Genomic DNA, 22,864 nt, shown 5'->3' with positions numbered 1-22,864 from the left:
GGGAAGGAGCGTTAGTCGAAATGGCCAAAAAGATGAGGAGAACGGTGTTTTATCTAATATTGCTGGCAGCCGGAGTAACTCTGGGCATGCAAATGGGAGATGGAGGTACAGCGGGCACTTATAATCCGCAATACGCCGAGGCTAACGCTACCTCCAACGGATTTTGGCAGAACGGTTACTATTATAGTAGGACGGGAGCCCAACCCGTGTGGGTGAACGGAAGCACAACTAACGGGAACGGGGGTTATGCCGGGAATACAGGTACTGGTGTTGTACCTGACGGTTATTATGTTGTAACTCCTCAGCCGGGCCAGCCCGGATACCAGACAGCTCCGGGGGCAGAGGTGTCGAAAACTCCGTCGGAGCTTCTAATGCCACCTGCAGAAGCTCCAGGGGTAGACCAGATCGCCGACAAAACGGCTAACCTGCTGCAGCAAATCTCCAAGAAGGGAATTCACTGGGTCGCCTCTTGGTTCAACCCGGAAGGATAATAACGGCTGTTTATCCCCGCACACAGCTTTGTTATACTAATTTTTATAGGTAGAACTTGCATTATTTTTATTGAACACAAAACTGTTATTTTATTGCGGGGGTATTATAAAGTTGAAGAAGATTACGATGCAGCAGATTGCCGATCATTTGGGCGTGTCCAAATTTGTTGTCTCCAAGGCATTGTCCGGCAAAGGCGGGGTAAACGAAACCACGAAAAGCCGGGTCATTGAAGCGGCCTCGCAGCTTGGTTATTTTGCACAGAAGAATGCTTATATCAAAAATCAGGTAGACTTGCATCTTTACTCTGAGGCAAGCGGTAAGCAGTCTGTCATCGTGCTGATGCCTAACATTCGTTTTCAGACGAGGGAGTCGCTCTATTGGGGCAGAATTATGGAGGGGATATCTGCGGAGCTGGAACGTCGCGGGCTGGGAATGGTCATTATATCCGAGTCCCGTGTAGACAACATCATTCATGTTCTGAACCCGGGAGGAATTCTCGGGATGGTTGGCGTGGGGCAGATTGATTCATCGCTTCTGCTGGAGGTACACCGTCTTGGCATCCCTACCGTATTAGTGGATCATGAGGATGCGCTGATTCCCACCGATACGGTGTTTGCCAACAATATGGACAGCCTCTCCAGGCTCTGCAATCATCTGATTGGATTGGGTCATAAGAAGCTCTGCTTTCTCGGCAATCTATCCTTCTCGCGCAGCTTCCGTGACCGCTGGTTAGGCTTTCGTGACGCGCTGGAACGGAGTGGTCTGGAGGTTCAGCAGGGGGATGATCCGCTGCTGTGGCTCCAAGGGGTGGAGACAGAAGCATACGCTGATGAATTAACTGCTCTATTGCAGACCAAGCAACAAGAGAATACTCTGCCGACGGCGCTTGTCTGTGCCAATGATTCGATTGCGCTGAGAGTGGTCTACATTCTGCAGGACCTGGGTGTATCTGTTCCCGAACAAGTCTCGGTAGCCGGCTTTGACAATATTGATGATGCCGCCCGAAGCGAAGTTCCGATGACCACTGTAAATGTTCCCAAAGAGGCCATCGGGCGCCGCGCGGTAAAGAAGCTGATGGAACGGATCGAACAGCCGGATTTGGCTATCGAGAAAATATTGATGTCGACGGAGCTGGTTCTCCGTGAATCGACGGGAGCTGTAAGCAATTAAGTCGGCAATTAATTGGGAGATGAAGGCTGCCCATGTTTGCCGAACCGCTGTGACCAATAACCAAGTCCCATCGTGCCGATCAGCAGAACGCCTGTGATCCAAAATACGGAATGAATGCTCCAGACGCCGCTGATTGCTCCGCCAACAAGCGGCCCGAGCATTCCGCCTATCTGGTTGGCCGTCTGATTCAGACTGAAGGCGCGTCCGCGGAAGTCCGGTTTAGTCGTGCGGACGACCAGACCGTTCAGCGCAGGGAATACAGCGCAGAAGAAGCAGCCGTACAGGAAGCGAATCGAAGAGAACCAGTAGATATTATGGAACGGAAGCTGCAGGAGCGTGCCGATTCCGCCAGCAAACAGGCCGATCAGCAATATTTTGTGAAATCCGACTTTGTCGGCATATTTCCCCCAGCGTGGTGCGAAGAGAATACTGGCTATACCGACCAGCGAGAAGACAATCCCTGAGACGAGTGAGGCATCCTTGGCGTTATGCCCCAGATCGACGATATACAAGGACAATACAGGCTCAATTGTCATCACTGAGAATTGCGTAAGCATTGTCAGGATCAGAACGAGGATCAGGGGACGATTATCGGCCGCCAGCTTAAAAGTATGTACAATCGATCCGGAGTCTTTGCTTGGAACGAATGAATCTTCCCTGACCATGAAAATAATCAGAATCGTAGCGAGGAAGCAGAGGACACCGGCACTGCCAAAGGCGATGCGGTTATCGAAGATTTTGGAGAGAATGCCGCCAAGCATCGGTCCCATAATATTGCCGGTTGCGGTCGCGGTAGACATCATCGAAAGGGCGTAGCCTACTTTTTTCTCAGGCGTATTCGTTCCTACGAGGGCAATAGACCCGGGGATAAATCCCGATAAAAGGCCTTGCAGGATCCGCAGGCCAAGCAATTGGTACTCGTTCGTAACGAAGGCGGTAAGTAGATAGATGACGCACAGGACGAAGCCGGCCCGGATAATCATTGGCTTGCGGCCATATTTGTCGCCAACGGCTCCCCAGAATGGGGAGGAGATGGCTCCGGCCAGAAAAGCGCTGCTGAACAGCACACCTGACCATAGCTCGATATGTTTGCTCACTCCAAGATCAATCAGAAAGAGCGGCAAGAACGGAATGACCATTGAGAAGCTGGATGATACAATAAAAGAACCGACCCATAATACCCATAAGTTTTTCTTCCAAGTTTCCACGGTTATCACTCCTGTTGACGATTGCTCAATAGAGTGACCAATGGTGGTATTATTCCATTGAGAATTCGCATAGATTTGTTCAGTTAGCTTCTATGATACTGCAATTGGCACGATTAATCATTAGAACCGATCACTTTCTACATAACAATTGTATGACCGAAGGAGTGAAGGAGCGAGTGGCATTGGCACAACATAAGAGAGAGTCTCACGATATTTTATCGGATCATTGCGACAGTATGAAGCGTTGCAGGGTCTCAACTTTGCTGAGCTGGTTACAACGGATTGCTGATGAGGAAGTAGCCCGACTTGGGCTGCCGACCGAGGAAATGATGCAGCAGGGAATGGCATGGATGCTCACAACAATTGATGTCGAGCTGCCTGCGAATATGCCTTGTTACGGCGACAAAATAACGCTGGAATCTTGGCATAAGGGACACAAAGGGGTCCAATGGCTGCGTGATTTCCGGATTTATGGTAAGCAGGGCGAGAGGATGGGCCAAGCGAGGTCGATATGGATATTGGTTGATCTTGAGAAGCGGCGGATTTTGCGGCCTTCCGCTTTGCCTCGGGAAATACCGGCTGACCATGAGGATTCGGTAGGGGATGCGCCTCAGAAGGTACAGATCCCGGAAGGCATAGACTTGCGTCCGGCATATGACTATACAGTCCGGCAGAGCAGCATTGATATGAACGGACATGTCAATAATGCACAATTTGCGAGCCTGGGTATGGATGCATTGTCGGCAGAACAATTTGCTAGAGACATGACTCACTTCCGGATTACTTATCATCAGGAAGCGATGCTGGGCGAGACGATCACGATATTAACCGGAGAGGATAACGAACAGCGTTGCTGGATCAGCAGCAGGACGACGGATGATCGAATATTATTTGAAGCGGAGTTGGAGTTTAAAGCTCCTGCCGCTCGTTAGCTCCTCATATACAGAAGAAGTGCCCGGGAGACTCTAACCCAGGCACTTCTTCTTGTTTTTATTACAAGTGGGCGCTCAAAAAGGCTGGCTTTCAGCATCCAAGCTCGTTGCGAATTTGCTCCCTGATTCCCTTCGAATTTATTCGTTGTCAGAGTAGTTCCGATGAAATTCTATGTTGCAAGAAAGCCTGCTTTTGGGCACGGTCGCTCATCTATTGAATGACTTCGAACGGTTTTCCTATAAAAGCGGACCCTTTAACAGCCTCTAAGAGTGTACTCTCGTATATTCCAGATTCCGGTCGACTAAATTCACTCTTTGCTGTACACAAGCGTAAGAGCGAAACGGATCCTCAGGAGTGTTCATGCAGTAATCGAAGAGTTGGTCTATTGTCGTTGTTGCTACATGAATTCGTGTATCGGAGGAGGCGTAGTAAATGAACACTTCTCCACTCTCCCGGGCGATGACGCCGTTGCAGAATACGACGTTGGAGACGTCGCCAACCCGCTCCTCGCCTTGCGGGGCGATAAAGTGCCCACCCGGGCGATGCGTAACTTTGTAAGGCGCTTGCAGATCTGTAAGGAACGCATAGAGAACATATCTTAGGCCGGCTGCGGTGCCGCGGACGCCGTGCGCGATATGCAACCAGCCTTTGTCTGTCTTGATCGGGGCAGGGCCTTGGCCGTTCTTGACCTCTTTAATCGTATGGTAGCAGCGCTCATCAATGATGAATTCCTCGTCGATGCTGGCATGCTCGATAGATTCGGACAACCCCCAACCGATGCCCCCGCCAGATCCGGCGCTGATGAAGCCGTCCTGTGGCCGGGTATAAAAGGCGTATTTTCCATCGATGAATTCCGGATGCAATACAACATTTCTCTGTTGTGGAGATTTGGATTTCAGATCATCCAGCCGCTCCCAGGTGATCAGATCCCTGGTACGGGCGATTCCGCATTGCGCAACCGCACTGGAGAGGTCTCCGGCGGGAGCGTCAGGATCTTTGCGCTCGGTACAGAATAGGCCATAAATCCAGCCATCCTCATGCTGGACTAGACGCATATCATAGACGTTCGTATCGGGATCTTCGGTCTCCGGCATGACAACCGGATGATTCCAAAATCGGAAGTTGTCGATGCCGTTATCACTCTCGGCAACAGCAAAGAAAGATTTGCGATCATAGCCTTCCACGCGTGCTACGAGGTAATACTTATCCTTCAGATAGATAGCACCAGGGTTAAGAACGGCGTTAATCCCAAGTCTCTCAGCGAAAAATGGATTGGTGGCCGGATTGAAATCATATTTCCAGATAAGTGGTGCGTGCTCTGCTGTTAGTACCGGATATTTATAGCGATCATAGACTCCATTTCCGTAAGGGATTTTCTCATTAGGGCGGGTAATCAGATGTTCATAACGTTCTGTAATGGCTTGCTTCCGGTCTTCGAATAGACTCATAGTATTCCCTCCAGGGCTTATGTGATGGAACCAATTTAAACTTATGAAATGGGTGTGCAGCGTTCATTTAATGCTTGATCTTTCAGTCGCTTTAACATTTCCAGACATGCTCTGCTGTTATGGTAAGGGCATTTCCACGCGCTGACCTTAGGTCCATGGGGGAAAGGACATCCATCTGGGCTAACTCCCCAATACCATTCGCCATAGGTGTGATCAATAAGGTTTTTCTGAATGAACTGCCAGGAACGCAGCGCCGCTTGCTCGAAGCTCTGCTCTCCGCTTAATTGATAGGCGTTGAAAAATCCAACCATCGCTTCAGCCTGCGGCCACCAATCTTTGTTAGCGTCAATCAATCCGTTTGGACCTGCTTCGTTCCAGATTCCTCCGTCAGCGTCCACACCTGTTTCCAGCACGGCAGCAGCCATGGCGACAGCGGTCCGCTGGACCTCTTTTAACAATTCATCATTGCCTAGCACTTCCGCCGCCTCGACAAGCAGCCAGCTCCCTTCGATATCGTGGCCGTAAGAGATATGATCACCCTTAACGTTCCAGCTCTCATCGAAGAAAAGATTGAAGCGCGTTTGCTGCAAATCGATAATATGCTGCATTGTGACCTGGATCAGCTCGGTCAAGCTTACGGTAAGCTCGGGCGATGGCCATATTCTATACAGATTGGTGTAGGCCTCCAGGATGTGAAGATGGGTATTCATCGATTTTTTCTCATTCAAATCTTTGCGGCTAAGACTCAGGTTATCCGTCGCTTTCCAATCACGGGCCAGAGCTTCGACATAACCTTTGTATACGCTGTCATAACTGTGCTTCTCCAAGAGCTGATAGGTGGTGATAGATAAGTCCAGAGCGGTTTGATGTTTCGTTGCCAAATAGTATTCGGACAGGGCGTATATGGCAAAAGCTTGCCCATAGATCTGCTTCTTATCGTTACTGGGGCGGCCCTGATAATCGACCATCCAGAAGAACCCGCCATAATCGGGGTCAAGAAAATATTCACTCAAATATTGATAAGCTCTATCGGCTATCTCGAGGTAATGGGGGACCTGCAGGGCACGGTAGGCTGCAGCGAAAGTCCATAGGATGCGCGTGTTCAAGACAAGCCCTTTGTCAGCTTCAGGGATTAGCTTCATAGGCTGTTCAATAGCGCCGTAGAAGCCTCCATTGACGTGATCGATGCTGTGCTCGGTCCAGAAGTTCAGGATGTTGGCTTGCAATTCCTGCTGCAATTCCTTGCTCCACTGCTCGAAGCTGATCATTTCATAACACCTCCTTTGTGGGAATCTTAATCTCAAGGACGTTTTCGGCAAAGGTTAATAAAACAGAATCGTTTTGTTGCATAAAAAGCACTCTGAAAACAGTGTTTGTTATCATTTGTTATATAACAATATAACAAACTAAACACCTCATAGCTAATATAAAACGACTCCCCGCTTATTTCAACAATAATTCTTGCTCGCTCCTTCAAATATTTGTTAGTATCTGTTGGTTGTCGAATCGCTGTGCTGCATTTCTAGGAACCGGGGAATGTGATTGCCTCGGGGGAGGTTATTAAAGTATACGGACCAGAATTATTTGGTGAACTCATAAAGTTGGGAGGATCGACATAGAAGTTGGGAGGATCGACACATGTGTAATTGGGCATCATGCCGGATACAAAACATCGTCGTCATCCCGGCGGCTGGGTAACTCTAACGAAACTGACGAACGTTATTGCCTCAAAAAAAGTGACTTAAAAAATCTAACGAAACTACAGATCGTTATTTGGGAGAAAATCGGGTGTTTAGCTCCGAAAATGTCCAAATAACGCTCCTCAGTTTCGTTACAAATATTTAGTAAGCGTTTTGGCCCAAATAGCGATACCCAGTTTCGTTAGAGTTGGACGCTAGAGCGGGGGTTTGTTCCTAATGTTGTCTTCCCGTGCGCAACGCTGCAGGACGCCGCAACGGGGAGGATTGCCATATACTAGTGGTGCGGCTGATACTTATGTCGCTGTGGCGTATACAACGATCCAGGAAATTGCCGACTACGTGATTGCTACCCATGAAGATATCGCGGATGATGCTGAAATCGGCAGGTTATAGCCGGTTATTTATGTAAATGCAGCTTTTACAATTGTCTAATTGCTGTCCGTCCTTGCAACTGATATAATGAATTGATTGTACTCAAAGGATTTTGTGGTGGGGGTAAGGATGACAGATATTAAGCTTCGACAACAAAAAATTCGTAATTTCAGTATCATTGCACATATAGACCATGGGAAATCGACATTAGCTGACCGGATTCTCGAATATACCGGCGCGCTCACCTCCCGCGAAATGCAGGAGCAGGTGCTCGATAATATGGATCTGGAACGGGAACGCGGCATCACGATTAAGCTGCAAGCAGTTCGGCTGTCCTATAAGGCCGATGATGGTGAGGAATACATTCTTAACCTGATTGACACCCCGGGACATGTGGACTTTACGTATGAAGTATCGCGCAGCCTCGCGGCTTGTGAAGGCGCTCTGCTCGTCGTAGATGCGGCGCAGGGAATTGAAGCGCAGACGCTTGCTAACGTGTACTTAGCGCTTGATAACGATCTGGAGATACTTCCGGTTATCAACAAGATTGACCTGCCAAGTGCGGATCCGGAACGTGTGAAAGAAGAGATTGAAGAGGTAATCGGGCTCGATGCCAGTGAGGCGGTTCATGCTTCTGCAAAAGCAGGCATCGGGATCAAGGAGATTCTGGAGCAGGTCGTACAGAAGGTGCCGGCACCAACTGGCGAGCCGGATCAGCCGCTGAAGGCGCTGATTTTTGACTCGCATTATGACCCGTACAAGGGCGTTATCGTCTATGTGCGTGTTGTGGACGGTCAAATCAAGGCGGGTTCCAAAATTAAAATGATGGCTACCGAAAAGGTGTTTGAGGTTATCGAAGTGGGTGCCTTCAAGCCGCGGATGACCATTGTTGATGAATTAAACGTTGGCGATGTTGGATTTATCGTCGCCGGGATCAAGCATGTCGGAGATACTCGGGTCGGTGATACGGTAACAGATGCCAAGAATCCGACTTTAGAGCCGCTGCCAGGCTATCGCAAGATTAATCCGATGGTGTTCTGCGGTCTCTATCCGATCGAATCCTCGGATTATAACGATCTTCGTGAGGCCTTGGAGAAGCTGCAGCTGAACGATGCATCGCTTAGCTTCGAGCCGGAGACTTCCAGTGCCCTCGGCTTCGGCTTCCGTTGCGGATTCCTCGGTTTGCTTCATATGGATGTTATCCAGGAACGGATCGAACGTGAGTTCAATATTCCGCTGATTACGACGGCACCAAGCGTTATCTATCATATCACGCTGACTAATGGCGAGATGATTACGATTGACAACCCGTCTAATTATCCGGAGATCGGCAAGATTGAATATGTGGAAGAGCCTTACGTCAAAGCGGCGATCATTGTACCTAATGATTTTGTCGGTACCGTGATGGAGCTCTGCCAAACCAAGCGCGGTGAATTCGTCAACATGGAGTATCTTGATACGACCCGTGTGACGATTACGTACCAAATTCCGCTCTCGGAGATCGTCTATGATTTCTTTGATCAGTTGAAATCGAGCACGAAAGGCTACGCCTCCTTCGATTACGAAATTTCCGGCTACCGCAAATCCAATCTGGTGAAGATGGATATTCTGCTTAACGGCGAGCAGGTCGATGCTCTGTCCTTTATCGTTCACCGCGAGAAGGCGTATCATCGCGGCCGGATCATCTGCGAGAAGCTGCGCGAGCTGATCCCGCGCCAGATGTTCGAGGTGCCGATCCAGGCTTCAGTAGGAACAAAGATTATCGCCCGGGAGACTGTTAAGGCCATGCGCAAGAACGTGCTTGCCAAGTGTTACGGCGGTGACATCTCGCGGAAGCGGAAGCTGCTCGAGAAGCAGAAGGAAGGCAAGAAGCGGATGAAGCAGGTCGGCAGTGTTGAAGTACCGCAGGAAGCGTTTATGGCTGTACTCAAGATTGATGATAAATAGAAGAGATATCTTCAACTTCAATAGGGGGAAGCCTTCGGGCTTTCCTTTTGACTTATAAGCGAGCATAAAGAGAGAGCTGCCTTTGAATCACAGTCGATCAGCCTTGAATGGCTTGGATCAGATTTCTTATTAAAAGCGGACTTTTCGAACCATATACTATTTAGGAGGCATTGCCGTGAACCATAGAATAAATAATGAAGGACAAGGAATGCCTGAACAGGACATTGAAGTGAAATCATCCGCTCCCAAGGCGGTTTATATTCATATTCCCTTCTGCACAAATAAATGCTTCTATTGCGATTTCAATTCGTATGTGCTGAAGGACCAACCGGTGATGGACTATTTGCGGGCATTGGACCATGAGATGGAGCTTACCGTCAGCCATACACCTCCGGAGGAAATTCGCAGCATTTTCGTGGGTGGAGGCACGCCTACCGTATTGAACCCGCAGGAGATGGAGTTCTTCCTCGCTTCTGTGCGCAAGCATTTTCCAAACTTTGCACCGGATATCGAGTTCTCGATGGAAGCCAATCCAGGGACGACCGATTTGGAGAAGCTAAAGGTCATGCGTGAGGGCGGTGTGAATCGGGTCAGCTTCGGGGTTCAGGCGTTCCAGAATGAGCTATTGTCCGGAATCGGCCGTATTCACAATACTGATGATGTGTACCGCAGCCTGGAGAATGCCCATAAGGCAGGACTGCATAATCTCTCGATCGATCTGATGTTTGGCCTGCCGAATCAGACCGTGGAGATGCTTGAATACAGTGTACAAAAGGCGCTCGCGCTTGGGCTGCCGCATTACTCGATCTACAGCCTGAAGGTAGAAGAGAATACCCTGTTCCATACGCTGTATCAGAAGAATCAACTTCCGCTTCCGGATGAAGAGGCTGAACTGAAGATGTATTTACTGCTGATGGAGCGGATGAAGGAAGCGGGATATAAGCAGTATGAGATCAGCAATTTTGCCAAGCCGGGCTATGAGAGCCGCCATAACATCACATATTGGCGAAATGAGGATTACTATGGCTTTGGGGCTGGAGCGCACGGATATGTAGGCCACCAGCGTCATATTAACATCAAAGGAGTTAACCCCTACGTAGAAGCGGCGAATACGCGGCTCCCACGTCTGGATCAGTTTACGGTTCCTCGCGAGGAAGCGATGGAGGACTTCATGATGGTTGGTCTGCGTATGCTGGATGGGATTCGTAATGCCGATTTTGAGGCCCAATTTGTAGTCAAGCTTGAGGATATGTTCGGCAGTCATTTACGCAAGATGGTCGAATCCGGATTGCTTGAGCGCCATGAGGATGAGGGGGGGTACCGGCTTAGTGAAAAAGGGATTTTATTCGGCAATGAGGTATTTGCCGAGTTTATCGACACTCTCACAGAGCCTAAATAAATATTAGCTCAAATGAAGAACAAAGATCTCGTCATTTTGGCGATTTCCTTTGTTCTTTCATTATATATGGGCTATTGCTCAGAGCCCACAGAATAGAACGAATTTTCCCTCTTGCAGTTTTATACGTCATCATGTATATTTATTCGTATTAAATATTGGAAGTTGGGATTTGAGGGGGAGAAGCTATGCCAGCCGTTGCGGTAAGCAGAAGAGCAACACTTGAGGATGTAGAGCAATTATACTTACTGATTGATGATTATGCACGGAAAGGAATTATGCTGCCGCGCTCCCGTAAAGTGCTGGAACGGCTGATTAATGACTTTGTGGTAACAGAGGTGGATGGAGCTGTCGTAGGTTGCGGATCACTTTGCAAATTGGGCGACGAGCTGGTGGAGATCCGTTCGCTCGGCATCGCCGAAGGCTATAAAGGGCAGGGGCTTGGCTCCATGCTTGTTAAGCAATTGGTGGAAGAAGCGAGAGCGCAAGGGATACCGAAGGTTATGGCGCTGACTTATGAGGTTTCCTTCTTTTTGAAAAATGGCTTCGATGTTGTAGAGAAAGAGATCTTCCCGGAGAAAGTATGGACGGATTGCGTGAACTGTTCCAAGCAGCATGCTTGCGATGAAATAGCAGTACTCAAGATACTGGACTGACTTGACAATCGTCAGGTTGGTTTGGTATTTTTGTAATAGGGTTTAGCACTCGACTCGATCGAGTGCTAACGGCCTGATCAAAATCTTGGATCTAGGAGGGATTTCCATGTTGACGGAACGCCAGAGAATGATTTTGAATGCTATAGTAGACGACTATATTCGCTCTGCGGAACCAGTGGGGTCCCGAAGCATCTCCAAACGTGGCGATGTCGGGTACAGTCCCGCTACGATCCGTAACGAGATGGCAGATCTTGAGGAGCTGGGGTTTCTTGAACAGCCGCATACCTCGGCCGGACGTATTCCGTCCCATAAGGGTTATCGGTATTATGTGGACCACTTGTCCCCATTAGATTTGCTTGCTCCTGAAGAACTCGCTACAATGAAAATGTTCTTTGCGGAAAAGCTAAATGCACTTGAACAGGTTGTCCAGCATGCCGGAACGATTCTTTCCCATATGACGAATTACACTTCCATCCTGCTTGGGCCGGAAGTTTTTCATACGTCTTTGCGTCATTTTCAACTGCTCCCATTGTCCGATGATACGGCGGTAGCGATTATTGTGACGAGCACGGGACAGGTAGAGAACAAGACGGTGAAGATTCCGTCCGGCGTCTCAGTCTCGGAGATGGAGAAGGTCGTCAATTTGCTGAATTACAAATTGACGGGAGTTCCGATCTATAAGTTGAAGTCTGCTCTGTATAATGAGCTTGGCCAGGAAATGCAGCGCTATGTGACGCATTTTGAAGAGCTGACGAAGGTGCTTGATGAAGCCTTCGACAACGGGCAGGATGGCCAACGTCTATTCCTTAGCGGAGCTACGAACATGCTGACACAACCGGAGTTCCGGGATGTTGACAAAATCAAAGACATCCTTGATCTGTTCGAGCAGACACCTACATTAATGAAGATGCTGGCTTCTGCTTCTATAGGTACCGGCATTCAAGTGCGCATTGGTTCCGAGATTAATCATGATGCCTTTGCTAATTGCAGTTTGATTACTGCAACCTATGCGATCGAAGGTGAATCTGTTGGAACGATTGGTATATTGGGACCTACCCGGATGGATTATGCTCGGGTGATACCGATTTTGGATATATTGTCCAAGAATTTGACCCAGTTTTTTACCAAAAAGCATGACAAGTAACTATTAGCGAATGTAAGTCAAGGAGGTGACATCTTGAAGGAACAACAGCCTGTTCAAGATGCAACGAATCAAGAGGAAGAATTGAATCATGGCGTGGATGTGAATCAAGATCAAAGTCATGAGGTGGAGGGTCAGACAGCACCGGAAGCCGAAGCGGTGCCAACCGACGCTGCGAATGAGGAAGCAAACGTAGAGCTTGATAACCTTCGGGCTGAACTGGAAGAGCAGCAGCAGCGGATCTTGCGCGTTCAGGCTGATTATGATAATTTCCGCCGCCGTACGCTGAAGGAGAAGGAAGAGCTGGCTAAATATGCTTCAGCCAAGCTGATCTCCGAGCTTCTTCCTGTTATCGATAACTTCGAGAGAGCTTTGGGAACAGTAAGTGACAATGAAGCAGTTGTCGCATATTCCAAAGGCGTTGAGATGATTATCCGCCAATTTGAGAACGTACTTCAGTCCGAAGGGTTGAAGAAAATGGAGACTGTCGGCGAAGTGTTTAATCCAGAATACCATCAAGCCATCATGCAGGTGGATTCGGATGAATACGAAGCTGGCATCGTCGTTGAGGAAGTTCAGAGTGGATATCTGCTCAAGGATAAAGTGCTGCGCCCAGCCATGGTTAAGGTTAGCGGTTAATCGCTATGGGTACCCATTCTGGCGGCTAAGATTGAGCTGCTAAATTTGCAAAGCTGTTTTTACGATATGAACTATTTAAGGAGGATATCCCCATGAGTAAAGTTATTGGTATTGACCTTGGTACAACAAACTCCTGCGTAGCAGTTATGGAAGGCGGCGAAGCCGTTGTTATTCCTAACCCTGAAGGTGCGCGTACAACCCCTTCCGTAGTAGGTTTCAAGAAAGATGGCGAGCGGATCGTCGGCGAGACTGCAAAACGTCAAGCCATCACAAATCCCGACCGTACGATCAATTCTATTAAAAGACATATGGGTTCAAACCATAAAGTAAGCATTGATGGTAAAGACTACACCCCACAAGAAATCTCGGCCATCATTTTGCAGAAGCTGAAATCCGATGCGGAGGCTTATCTGGGACAGCCGGTAACCCAAGCGGTTATTACGGTTCCTGCATATTTTAACGATAGCCAGCGTCAAGCGACTAAAGATGCCGGTAAAATTGCGGGTCTCGAAGTGCTTCGGATCGTCAACGAGCCTACTGCAGCTGCGCTTGCTTACGGTATGGAAAAAGCGGAAGATCATACGATCCTCGTCTATGACCTTGGCGGCGGTACGTTCGACGTATCCATCCTTGAGCTTGGCGACGGCTTCTTCGAAGTTAAAGCGACGAGTGGTGACAATAATCTGGGCGGCGATGACTTTGACCAAGCGATCATCGATTATCTGGTTGCTGAATTCAAGAAGGATCAAGGCATCGACCTGAGCAAGGACAAAGCGGCAGTACAACGTTTGAAGGACGCTGCGGAGAAAGCGAAGAAGGAATTGTCCGGCGTACTTACAACGACTATCTCCTTGCCGTTCATCACTGTTGTTGATGGCGTGCCTCAACACTTGGAGTTGAATCTGACTCGTGCTAAGTTCGAAGAATTGACGGAAGAGCTTGTTGAACGTACGATGGGCCCAACTCGCCGTGCGCTGAGCGATGCAGGCTTGACTCCTGCGGATCTCGACAAGGTAGTTCTTGTTGGTGGATCGACTCGTATTCCTGCAGTACAGGAAGCGATTAAGAAAGTAACCGGCAAAGAGCCTCATAAAGGCGTTAACCCGGATGAAGTAGTTGCCCTTGGCGCTGCGGTTCAAGCTGGTGTATTGACCGGTGACGTGAAGGACGTAGTACTTCTCGACGTTACTCCGCTGTCCCTCGGTATTGAGACAGCTGGTGGCGTATTTACGAAGATGATCGAGCGTAATACAACGATTCCAACCAGTAAATCGCAGGTATTCTCAACTTATGCGGATAACCAGCCGAGCGTAGAAATTCACGTTCTGCAAGGGGAACGTGAAATGGCCGCTGGCAACAAGACGCTGGGACGCTTTATGCTGGGCGATATTCCGCTTGCTCCACGCGGTGTGCCGCAAATCGAAGTTAGCTTCGACATCGATGCCAATGGCATCGTTAATGTATCCGCAACGGATAAAGGCACTGGCAAGAGCCAGAAGATTACGATCACTTCCTCCAGCGGCTTGAATGATGAAGAAATCGATCGTATGATGAAAGATGCCGAGCTGCATGCGGAAGAAGATAAGAAGCGCAAAGAGCTCGTTGAAGCGAAAAATGCGGCTGACCAATTGATCTACAGCGTTGACAAGACCATTAAAGAGCTTGGCGATAAGGTCGATGCCGGCGAGAAAGAAAAAGCGGAAGCAGCCAAAGAAGAGCTGAAGAAAGCTGTTGAAAGCGACGATGTAGATACAATCAAAGCGGCTACTGAGAAATTGACAGAAATCGTTCAACAGCTGTCCGTGAAGCTGTACGAGCAAGCACAGGCGCAAGCAGGTGCCGATGCTGATGCAGGGCAAGCTGGTGGTGCGAAGAAGGATAATGTCGTGGATGCAGACTATGAAGTTGTGGACGACGATAAGCAATAAGAATCATGCCTGCTCATAGGTCGATTTTGATATGAAATAGGCTTTGGTGAATGGGAAGGTCAAAGTGTCGGGCATTTGACGCGCTTTGACTTTCCTTTTGCCGGATTAAGGGAAGATGAACTTTCGGCACGCCAATCAAGCGATAACGGGGGTGGAAGGATGGCTGAGAAGCGAGATTATTATGAAGTGCTTGGTGTGTCCAAGAGCGCCAATGAGGATGAGATCAAGAAAGCATATCGCAAGCTGGCACGCCAATATCATCCGGACGTAAACAAGGCGAGCGATGCGGAGGATAAATTTAAAGAGGTCAAGGAAGCCTACGATGTTCTGAGTGATAGCGGCAAACGGGCGCGTTATGATCAATATGGACATGTTGATCCGAACCAGGGGATGGGCGGAGGCTTCCAAGGCGGCGATTTCGGTGGCTTTGGCGATATCTTTGATATGTTCTTTGGCGGCGGAGGCCGCCGTGATCCGAATGCGCCGCAGCGAGGAAATGATCTGCAATACAATCTGACGATCGAGTTCAAGGAAGCCGTCTTCGGCAAGGAGATGGATATACGCATTCCAAGAACGGAGAGCTGCGACACTTGCTTTGGCTCCGGGGCTAAGCCGGGAACCAAGCCAGAGACCTGCTCCGTCTGCCATGGCAGCGGCCAGCAGGAAGTGGTACAAAACACGCCGTTTGGCCGCATGGTCAATCGCCGTGCATGCAGCAACTGCGGCGGCAAGGGCAAGATCATTAAGGAGAAATGCCCAACCTGTGGCGGCAATGGGCAAGTGAAGAAGCAGCGCAAGATTCATATCCGTATACCTGCGGGTGTGGATGACGGTTCACAAATGCGCATGACCGGTGAAGGGGAAGGCGGGCTTCGCGGAGGCCCTGCCGGCGATTTGTACATTATCATTCATGTGAAATCGCATGATTTCTTCGAGCGTGAAGGCGACGACATTTATTGCGAAGTACCGCTTACTTTTGCTCAGGCCGCCCTCGGCGATGAGATTGAGATTCCGACCTTGAGCGAGAAAGTGAAGCTGAAAATACCTGCCGGCACGCAGACAGGGACTTTCTTCCGTCTAAAAGGCAAAGGTGTTCCTAGATTGCGTGGAGTCGGCCAGGGCGATCAGCATGTCAAAGTCGTGGTCATTACTCCAAGCAAGCTGAACGACGAACAGAAGGAGTTGCTGCGTCAATTCGCATCGCTTAGCGGAGAGCAGACGCATGAGAATGAGCAGTCCTTTTTTGATCGCATGAAGAAGGCATTTCGTGGAGACTGATCCTTTCATATAAAAGTACAAGGGGGCTTTCTTGCAGACCATTTTCAAATGGCTGTAGGAGAGTCCTTTTTCTTAGGGACAGACAAGTACATCTTCAGATAAGAGGGGATGGATATAGGAAATCGTTCTTATCGTTGGGGTCAGCCCATCTTTCCGAGACTCTAGCGAAGGGTTCCTCTTCCGAAACGACACGAGTATTAGCGTCCATAGTCCATCTCCTTTTTGTGGCTACTCTCATATCAATAATAACTTTTTGAAGGAGAATTCTCTTTAAGCGGTAAATTAACTATAAATATTTTTTGTTAATCAAATTTCCGGATATAAAAAAGCACTAAGATTGTCTTAGTGCTTTTGGGATTTGGTCTCAATACGTAGCTTCCTGGATTATCGCTGTAATCTCTTCTTCCAGGTCCAGCTTAATGTCATCGCGGAAAGCGCGAATTCCATATTCACGATATACATATTGCATGATCGCTTCGATAATATTCAACTCGACGATATACCGGCTGCGGCCGTTCACCCAAATCTCTCCGCTGTATCCGTACTCCTCATCCCAGCTGAGTTCGACTTGAACGTCGGTGGGACGAACGCCGGTTCTTTCGGCGGTATGGAGGCAAACGGCATTGATAATTTCATCCATGCTGAGAACCATGTAATTAGTACCTTCCTCCACGATCATAATCATCGGGTCCGCCCGGGTGTTGAGGCTTCTTCCTGAAACGCTGGAATAAGGAGACTACAATCATAATGATGAAGTAGATGGCCAGAAGGTTAACCGCCATACCCAGCATGTTGCCAAGGAAGCCCATGTTGCCGAATACGCCGCCAAACAGCATTCCGGCCAGGCCGCCTACCATCAGTCCTTTCATAAAGCTGCCGCCGCTAAAAAATCCGCGGTTGCTGTTCATTCCGTTTGTAGTGCCCGACATTTTATTATTGGTCGTCGTGTCTGACTTCTTATAATTATTGGTTGTTGCCTTTTTGGGTGTTGGCGAATAAGTTCTTGGTCCCGATTTGAAACCGCCACCACGTCTTGCATCGGCCGAGTCAGGACTTGTGAAGGCAATTAGCAGCGTAAACGCCATCACGATCATCATCATTTTCTTCAACATGTTTAGTAGATACCCTCCTGTAAACTAGATATTTAAGTAATACGTGAGAATGGGACATGGGTTTCAAATTTTAATTAATATTTGCATAAAAAAGATTCGCGAAATACATGATAAAACTTCAAGGAAACTGCATTGATTTGCAGGGTTCCTGATTTGCCGGATCAGCCGGAAGGAGAGGCAGGTATTGGTATGGGTGAGAAAAATATTTTGGCCTATTTCAAGAGTCCGGAAGAAGCGGAGGGCGTTGCCCGAAAATTGAATGCTTTAAGGGCGCTTGAAGTATCGGTCGATCGGTTCAGCCGCTACTCTGAACAGAACTCGGGTCTGTTTCAATCCTTGGCAGACCGCACGGGGATGCCGGCGATGACACATGGCTCTGATCTAGCCCACTCCAGTGGGGTGCTATACGCCGCTGATCCCTCCAATAGCGGGATGAGCCATGGCGGGCAGGGAGGTCCTACAGGCCATGATATTCTGCTTACGGCCGTTGTGGATGAGAGCATACATCACCAGGCCCTTCGTATTGTTGAGGAAGCCGGAGGCTTGATCTAACGCAAGAGGAAGGCTGACCAAGTATGATAAAAAGCCATATGAGAATTCACGAGAAGGAGGGATTGGATTTGAATCACTCGCAATCGGGTCATAATCATAGGAAGAGTCCTGCTTCTGCAGGAGCGGAAGGTCATTATGAAGATGTGGAATTCTCCGAAGAGCAGGCCGATCAGGAAGATTGGGAAGCGTTGGAGCGGAGTGAACGAGCGGATGCACGGATGCAGCATCGCAAGAAATTGAATCCATAACGTCCATAGAATACTATCCGAAAAGCCGCGTAAGCGGCTTTTTTGTCAACTTGCCACATTCTATAGTACAATAAATCTTATGCATGAATGCTAAGGAGGAAATCATACGATGATCTGGAAAGAACTTACTATACATACTACTGAGGAAGCTGTGGAAATGGTCTCTAACTTTCTGCATGAGGCCGGGGCCGGCGGGGTGACGATTGAGGAGCATGTTGACAACAGCAAGCCTAGAGATACATCGCTTGGGCAATGGTTCGAGATTCCGCCTAATGATATTCCTGAAGGTGAAGCGAAGCTGAGCGGTTACTTTGCACAGGGCTCTGACATGGATGAGGTTATAAAGCAAGTGAAGGAACGTACGGAAGAGCTTCGTGCTTTTAAGATTGATCCGGGCAAGGCCGAAATTACAGTCAGAGATGTACATGAGGATGATTGGGCGAACAACTGGAAGCAGTATTTCAAGCCGCTGCGCGTGTCGGATAAGCTGACGATTAAACCGACCTGGGAAGAGTATATACCACAATCCTCAGATGAGAAGATTATTGAACTTGATCCAGGAATGGCCTTTGGAACAGGCACACATCCAACCACTTCACTATGCTTGCGTACCTTGGAAGGAGTAATCCAGGAAGGGGACGAGGTGATTGATGTGGGAACAGGCTCTGGTATTTTAGCGATTGGGGCTTGTCAGTTAGGGGCTTCCCGAGTGCTGGCCTTGGACCTTGATCCGATTGCAGTAACAAGCGCGATGGAGAATACAAAGCTGAATCAGCTTGAGGAACGCATTCAAGTTGTCGAGAGTGATCTGCTCTCAGTTCTGAAGCAGGGCGAGCAGTTCAAGCTGGACGTTAAGCTGCCGGTTCGTGTTGTGGTTGCGAATATTTTGGCCGAGATTATACTGCTCTTCATTGAAGATGTATACGAAGCCCTGCAGCCAGGCGGCTATTATATTGCATCAGGAATTTACAAGAATAAAGAGCAAATTGTACAGGAGGCGCTCGTAACGGCTGGATTCGACATTGAGAAAACGGCGCGGGAAGAAGACTGGGTCGCAATTGTCGCGAGAAAGAGGTAGATTTATGGATTTTCTGAATCAGGTTTTACGTGTCCCGCTAGACCAGCTTCCTTTTTTTCTTATCACTTTATTAATTGCGTTTACGGTACATGAATTTTCACATGCTTATTTCGCTAATAAATTCGGTGATCCTACGGCAAAATTGCTGGGTAGAGTCACCTTGAACCCTGCGGTGCATTTCGACCTGTTGGGGATTATATTGCTCCTGATCGCCGGATTCGGCTGGGCAAGACCGGTTCCCGTCAATCGGGACAACTTCAGCAAGCCGCGTACGATGGGGGTTGTCGTCTCAATCGCTGGCCCGCTTAGCAATTTGATGCTCGGGATTCTCGGCGCTTTTATTTACGTGGTGCTGCTTCGATTTGGGGTTATCCCTCATCTGTTAATGGACGGAAACAGCAAAATTTCGATCGCTCTTCATACTTTTTTCGGAATGTTCATCTATATGAACTTCTTCCTGTTCTTGTTCAATCTGATTCCACTGCCTCCGCTGGATGGCTATCGTATCCTGGAGGATATAGTGCCACGCCGGATGCTTGGCAAGCTGCAGCAGTTTGAGAGCTGGTCTATTATTATCTTTTTAGTTATACTTGTTGTTCCCTTCATGCAGCGTTACACGATCGCACCACTCTATAATTTGGCGTATTCGTGGTCGGGGAATATTATATCTTTCTTCAATATGCTCTTCTATCGGTAATAGAAATGGACCAAAAGGTTCAATTTGGATTGAGATGCCAAACATGAAGCAGGTTCGATATCGAGCTTACAGTGTGCTGGAGGGCTTCATTATAGACTGGAAAGCCTGTATTAAAAGTTGTATGATGGACAATGGTAATTTGAAGGGGTTTATGAACCACGCATATTAAGCTGAGGAATGATAAGGAATGCAGCGTTATTTCATTGAGTCTGAGCAGTTCGGCGAGCAGCAGGTTGTTATCACTGGCGACGATGCCCGGCATATCGGGAAGGTAATGCGTTCCAAGCCCGGAGACGAATTCATCGTTAGCGATGGGGTATCCCGGGAAGCGTTAGTTAAGATTATCTCGATTGAACCAGGCGAGGTCGAAGCTGAGATCGTTAGCCAGCTAGAGCCTGCTGGGGAGCCATGGCTTCAAGTCACGATTGCTCAGAGTTTGCCGAAAGGCGACAAGATGGAAACCGTGATTCAGAAATGCACCGAGATTGGTGCGGCGGCTTTTCTGCCATTTATTTCGGAGCGCACGGTGGTCCAATATGATATGAAAAAAGAAGAAAAGCGCATTCAGCGCTGGCGCAAAATCGCGAAGGAGGCCGCAGAACAGGCCCATCGCAGTACAATTCCTGCCGTTATGGCATCTGTATCCTGGAAGGAATTACTCGCTGCTCTCGCAGATTTTGACCTGGTGTGCTTGTGTTACGAGCAAGAGGATGGTCAGGGGCTGCGCGGTGCACTGCGGCCTTTTGTCGCGGGGCTTGAGACAGGTAACACTTATAGAATAGCAGTTGTAGTCGGGGCGGAAGGCGGCTACTCGGAGGCTGAGGTGACGGCGGCTGTTGAAGCAGGAGCAGCATCTATCGGCCTTGGACGTCGTATACTGCGGACGGAGACGGCGGCAATGGCCGCCCTGACATGCATCATGTATGAATCTGGAGAAATGGGAGGAGCTTGAGAATGCCATCCGTTGCATTTTATACCTTGGGTTGTAAAGTGAACTTTTATGATACAGAAGCGATCTGGCAAATGTTCAAAAATGAGGGCTATGAGCAAGTCGACTTTGAACAGACGGCGGACGTGTATCTGATCAATACTTGTACTGTCACCAATACGGGCGACAAGAAGAGCAGACAGATTATTCGGCGTGCCGTACGGCGCAATCCGAACGCGATTATCGCGGTCACCGGATGTTATGCCCAAACTTCTCCTGCAGAGATTATGGATATTCCCGGCGTCGATCTTGTGATCGGCAATCAGGACCGCGAGAAGATTATTCCTTATGTGAATCAGATCAGAGCACAGCGGGAGCCGATTAATGCAGTGCGCAATATTATGAAGACTCGTGAATTTGAGGAGCTGGATGTTCCGAGCTTCGCCGACCATACCCGTGCTTTTCTGAAGATCCAGGAGGGCTGCAACAATTTCTGCACCTTCTGCATTATTCCTTGGGCTCGTGGCTTATCCCGCAGCCGTGATCCGCAAAGCGTTGTTAATCAAGCGCGTCAGCTGGTCGCAGCCGGATATAATGAGATCGTATTAACCGGGATTCATACCGGCGGATATGGTGATGATCTGGAGGACTACAAACTGCCTGATTTGCTGTGGGATCTGGATAAGATCGAAGGGCTTGGCCGAATTCGGATTAGTTCGATCGAAGCGAGTCAGATCGATGAGCGGATGCTGGAGGTACTGGAGGGTTCCGAGAAGATGTGCCGGCATTTCCATATTCCGATCCAGGCCGGCAACGACGACGTATTGAAGCGGATGCGCCGCAAATATACAGTGGCGGAATTCGAACAAAAGATTAAACGGATCCGCGAGTTTATGCCGGACGTAGCGATTACTACAGATGTAATTGTAGGTTTCCCTGGTGAGACAGAGGAAATGTTCCGCGACGGTTACGAGACGTTGAAGCGTATCGGCTTCTCGGAAATGCACGTATTCCCGTATTCTACCCGGACAGGTACACCGGCTGCAAAGATGGAAGATCAAGTTGATGAAGAGATTAAGCACGCCCGGGTACAGGAACTGATCGAGTTGTCGGAGACCATGCAGCTAGCCTATGCTGAGAATTTTACAGGTCAAGTTCTTGATGTCATCCCTGAACGGGATTTGGAGGCTTTGGCTGCAGATGGGCATTTAACAGGGTTCGCCGATAATTATTTGCAAATCCGCTTCCCGGGTTCGCAGGATATGATCGGTAAGCTATGCCGGGTTAAGTTAACCAAAGCGGACGCCAACACAAGCGAAGGCGTGCTGGTACGTGTCCTCGACGATTCGATTCAAGCTCTGGCTTAGCTGTGCCTGTTCTACTTATATTACATGAACACAAGGATTTCTCCCTGTTTGGGCAGGGAAGAAATCCTTGTTGTTAATTTAGAGAGGGTTCATACCGTAAAATATTCTTCTGTGGAGTTGGAGTAAAGGAGGTTCAGTGATGTCATATAAACAGATATCCGCTGGGGGTGTCGTATATAGAACGAGCGGCGGACATTTGCAAATTCAGCTTATTACCGATCGCTATGGCAAGCTATCGTTCGCCAAGGGCAAACGGGAAAGAGGCGAGACCGTGGAACAGACAGCACTCCGTGAAATTCGCGAAGAGACCGGCATCATTGGCCGGATCGATCAGTTAATCGACATTATCGCGTATACTTATTCCCACCCCACCTGGGGACCCGTGGACAAAGAGGTTCATTATTACCTGGTCGAGAGCAAGGGCGGCGATCTTCGGCCTCAGCTTGAGGAAATTCGCAGTGTCGCTTGGTATGATCCGCTGGATGCTTGGGAGAAGCAGCGGAAATTGGGCTACGATAACAACGATTTTATATTGGAAAAGGCATTAAAGCTGCTTGGTGTATCAGGGGTATAA

General features: G+C 48.7%; 22 protein-coding genes and 1 pseudogene. 18 read left to right on the top strand and 5 right to left on the bottom strand.

The window, feature by feature from the left end:
- Window positions 1-20: 20 nt before the first annotated feature.
- A complete protein-coding gene (locus tag DMN77_RS04685; RefSeq protein ID WP_179013751.1) occupies window positions 21-491 on the top strand; it encodes a hypothetical protein in 471 nt (156 codons plus the stop codon).
- Between the two features lie 112 nt (window positions 492-603).
- Window positions 604-1,662: a LacI family DNA-binding transcriptional regulator gene (locus tag DMN77_RS04680; protein WP_256872236.1), complete on the top strand. Its 1,059-nt coding sequence runs from the start codon at window positions 604-606 to the stop codon at window positions 1,660-1,662.
- Between the two features lie 8 nt (window positions 1,663-1,670).
- On the opposite strand, the gene DMN77_RS04675 is transcribed toward DMN77_RS04680, so the two are convergent.
- A complete protein-coding gene (locus tag DMN77_RS04675; protein WP_068782127.1) occupies window positions 1,671-2,870 on the bottom strand; it encodes an MFS transporter in 1,200 nt (399 codons plus the stop codon).
- Window positions 2,871-3,052: 182 nt separating this feature from the next.
- Between DMN77_RS04675 and DMN77_RS04670 the strand changes: the two genes are divergently transcribed.
- On the top strand, window positions 3,053-3,802 hold the full coding sequence (locus DMN77_RS04670; protein WP_179013749.1) for an acyl-[acyl-carrier-protein] thioesterase: 750 nt from the start codon (window positions 3,053-3,055) through the stop codon (window positions 3,800-3,802).
- Window positions 3,803-4,066: 264 nt separating this feature from the next.
- On the opposite strand, the gene DMN77_RS04665 is transcribed toward DMN77_RS04670, so the two are convergent.
- Both DMN77_RS04665 and DMN77_RS04660 read right to left on the bottom strand, forming a co-directional pair.
- Complete coding sequence (locus tag DMN77_RS04665; protein ID WP_179013748.1) at window positions 4,067-5,251, bottom strand: glycoside hydrolase family 130 protein; 1,185 nt, start codon at window positions 5,249-5,251, stop codon at window positions 4,067-4,069.
- Between the two features lie 41 nt (window positions 5,252-5,292).
- Entirely contained in the window at window positions 5,293-6,519 is a 1,227-nt protein-coding gene (locus DMN77_RS04660; RefSeq protein ID WP_179013746.1) for an AGE family epimerase/isomerase, read from the bottom strand.
- Between the two features lie 620 nt (window positions 6,520-7,139).
- Between DMN77_RS04660 and DMN77_RS04655 the strand changes: the two are divergent.
- The 8 genes and pseudogenes from DMN77_RS04655 to dnaJ all read left to right on the top strand — a co-directional run.
- Window positions 7,140-7,344 (top strand): annotated as a pseudogene (locus tag DMN77_RS04655) (glycoside hydrolase family 130 protein); the annotation flags it as partial.
- A gap of 108 nt (window positions 7,345-7,452) precedes the next feature.
- Window positions 7,453-9,270 (top strand): translation elongation factor 4, encoded by a 1,818-nt coding sequence (lepA, locus tag DMN77_RS04650; RefSeq protein ID WP_068782123.1) that lies wholly within the window; start codon window positions 7,453-7,455, stop codon window positions 9,268-9,270.
- 208 nt (window positions 9,271-9,478) lie between these two features.
- Entirely contained in the window at window positions 9,479-10,669 is a 1,191-nt protein-coding gene (hemW, locus tag DMN77_RS04645) for a radical SAM family heme chaperone HemW (RefSeq protein ID WP_068782530.1), read from the top strand.
- 185 nt (window positions 10,670-10,854) lie between these two features.
- Window positions 10,855-11,322: an N-acetyltransferase gene (locus DMN77_RS04640; RefSeq protein ID WP_068782122.1), complete on the top strand. Its 468-nt coding sequence runs from the start codon at window positions 10,855-10,857 to the stop codon at window positions 11,320-11,322.
- 106 nt (window positions 11,323-11,428) lie between these two features.
- Window positions 11,429-12,466: a heat-inducible transcriptional repressor HrcA gene (gene hrcA / locus DMN77_RS04635; protein ID WP_179013744.1), complete on the top strand. Its 1,038-nt coding sequence runs from the start codon at window positions 11,429-11,431 to the stop codon at window positions 12,464-12,466.
- 33 nt (window positions 12,467-12,499) lie between these two features.
- The gene (gene grpE / locus DMN77_RS04630) at window positions 12,500-13,102 is read left to right on the top strand and encodes a nucleotide exchange factor GrpE (RefSeq protein ID WP_179013743.1); all 603 of its coding nucleotides are present in this window, start codon (window positions 12,500-12,502) and stop codon (window positions 13,100-13,102) included.
- A gap of 92 nt (window positions 13,103-13,194) precedes the next feature.
- Window positions 13,195-15,030, top strand: coding sequence for a molecular chaperone DnaK (dnaK, locus tag DMN77_RS04625; protein ID WP_068782120.1), 1,836 nt, complete (start codon window positions 13,195-13,197; stop codon window positions 15,028-15,030).
- Between the two features lie 159 nt (window positions 15,031-15,189).
- Window positions 15,190-16,308 carry a molecular chaperone DnaJ gene (dnaJ, locus tag DMN77_RS04620; protein ID WP_068782119.1) on the top strand — a complete coding sequence of 373 codons (1,119 nt, stop codon included), beginning with the start codon at window positions 15,190-15,192 and terminating at the stop codon, window positions 16,306-16,308.
- A 364-nt stretch (window positions 16,309-16,672) separates the two neighbouring features.
- On the opposite strand, the gene DMN77_RS04615 is transcribed toward dnaJ, so the two are convergent.
- Window positions 16,673-16,960, bottom strand: coding sequence for a YxcD family protein (locus DMN77_RS04615; protein ID WP_068782118.1), 288 nt, complete (start codon window positions 16,958-16,960; stop codon window positions 16,673-16,675).
- Window positions 16,961-16,964: 4 nt separating this feature from the next.
- Complete coding sequence (locus tag DMN77_RS04610) at window positions 16,965-17,420, bottom strand: hypothetical protein (protein ID WP_068782117.1); 456 nt, start codon at window positions 17,418-17,420, stop codon at window positions 16,965-16,967.
- Window positions 17,421-17,609: 189 nt separating this feature from the next.
- Between DMN77_RS04610 and DMN77_RS04605 the strand changes: the two genes are divergently transcribed.
- From DMN77_RS04605 to DMN77_RS04575, 7 genes are all read left to right on the top strand, one after another.
- Window positions 17,610-17,972, top strand: coding sequence for a hypothetical protein (locus tag DMN77_RS04605; protein ID WP_068782528.1), 363 nt, complete (start codon window positions 17,610-17,612; stop codon window positions 17,970-17,972).
- Window positions 17,973-18,040: 68 nt separating this feature from the next.
- Entirely contained in the window at window positions 18,041-18,220 is a 180-nt protein-coding gene (locus tag DMN77_RS04600; RefSeq protein ID WP_256872235.1) for a YfhD family protein, read from the top strand.
- A gap of 109 nt (window positions 18,221-18,329) precedes the next feature.
- Window positions 18,330-19,298 (top strand): 50S ribosomal protein L11 methyltransferase, encoded by a 969-nt coding sequence (prmA, locus tag DMN77_RS04595; RefSeq protein WP_179013741.1) that lies wholly within the window; start codon window positions 18,330-18,332, stop codon window positions 19,296-19,298.
- Window positions 19,299-19,302: 4 nt separating this feature from the next.
- Window positions 19,303-19,995 carry a site-2 protease family protein gene (locus DMN77_RS04590; protein WP_179013740.1) on the top strand — a complete coding sequence of 231 codons (693 nt, stop codon included), beginning with the start codon at window positions 19,303-19,305 and terminating at the stop codon, window positions 19,993-19,995.
- A gap of 187 nt (window positions 19,996-20,182) precedes the next feature.
- Window positions 20,183-20,947, top strand: a complete 765-nt coding sequence (locus tag DMN77_RS04585) for an RsmE family RNA methyltransferase (protein ID WP_179013738.1) — start codon at window positions 20,183-20,185, stop codon at window positions 20,945-20,947.
- Between the two features lie 2 nt (window positions 20,948-20,949).
- Window positions 20,950-22,290 carry a tRNA (N(6)-L-threonylcarbamoyladenosine(37)-C(2))-methylthiotransferase MtaB gene (mtaB, locus tag DMN77_RS04580; protein ID WP_179013737.1) on the top strand — a complete coding sequence of 447 codons (1,341 nt, stop codon included), beginning with the start codon at window positions 20,950-20,952 and terminating at the stop codon, window positions 22,288-22,290.
- A gap of 139 nt (window positions 22,291-22,429) precedes the next feature.
- Window positions 22,430-22,864, top strand: a complete 435-nt coding sequence (locus tag DMN77_RS04575; RefSeq protein ID WP_068782111.1) for an NUDIX hydrolase — start codon at window positions 22,430-22,432, stop codon at window positions 22,862-22,864.

The organism is Paenibacillus sp. 79R4, assembly GCF_013393165.1.
Classification (GTDB): domain Bacteria; phylum Bacillota; class Bacilli; order Paenibacillales; family Paenibacillaceae; genus Fontibacillus.
The sequence above is the reverse complement of the archived record's forward strand: the minus strand, read 5'-3'. Positions and strand labels throughout refer to the sequence as shown.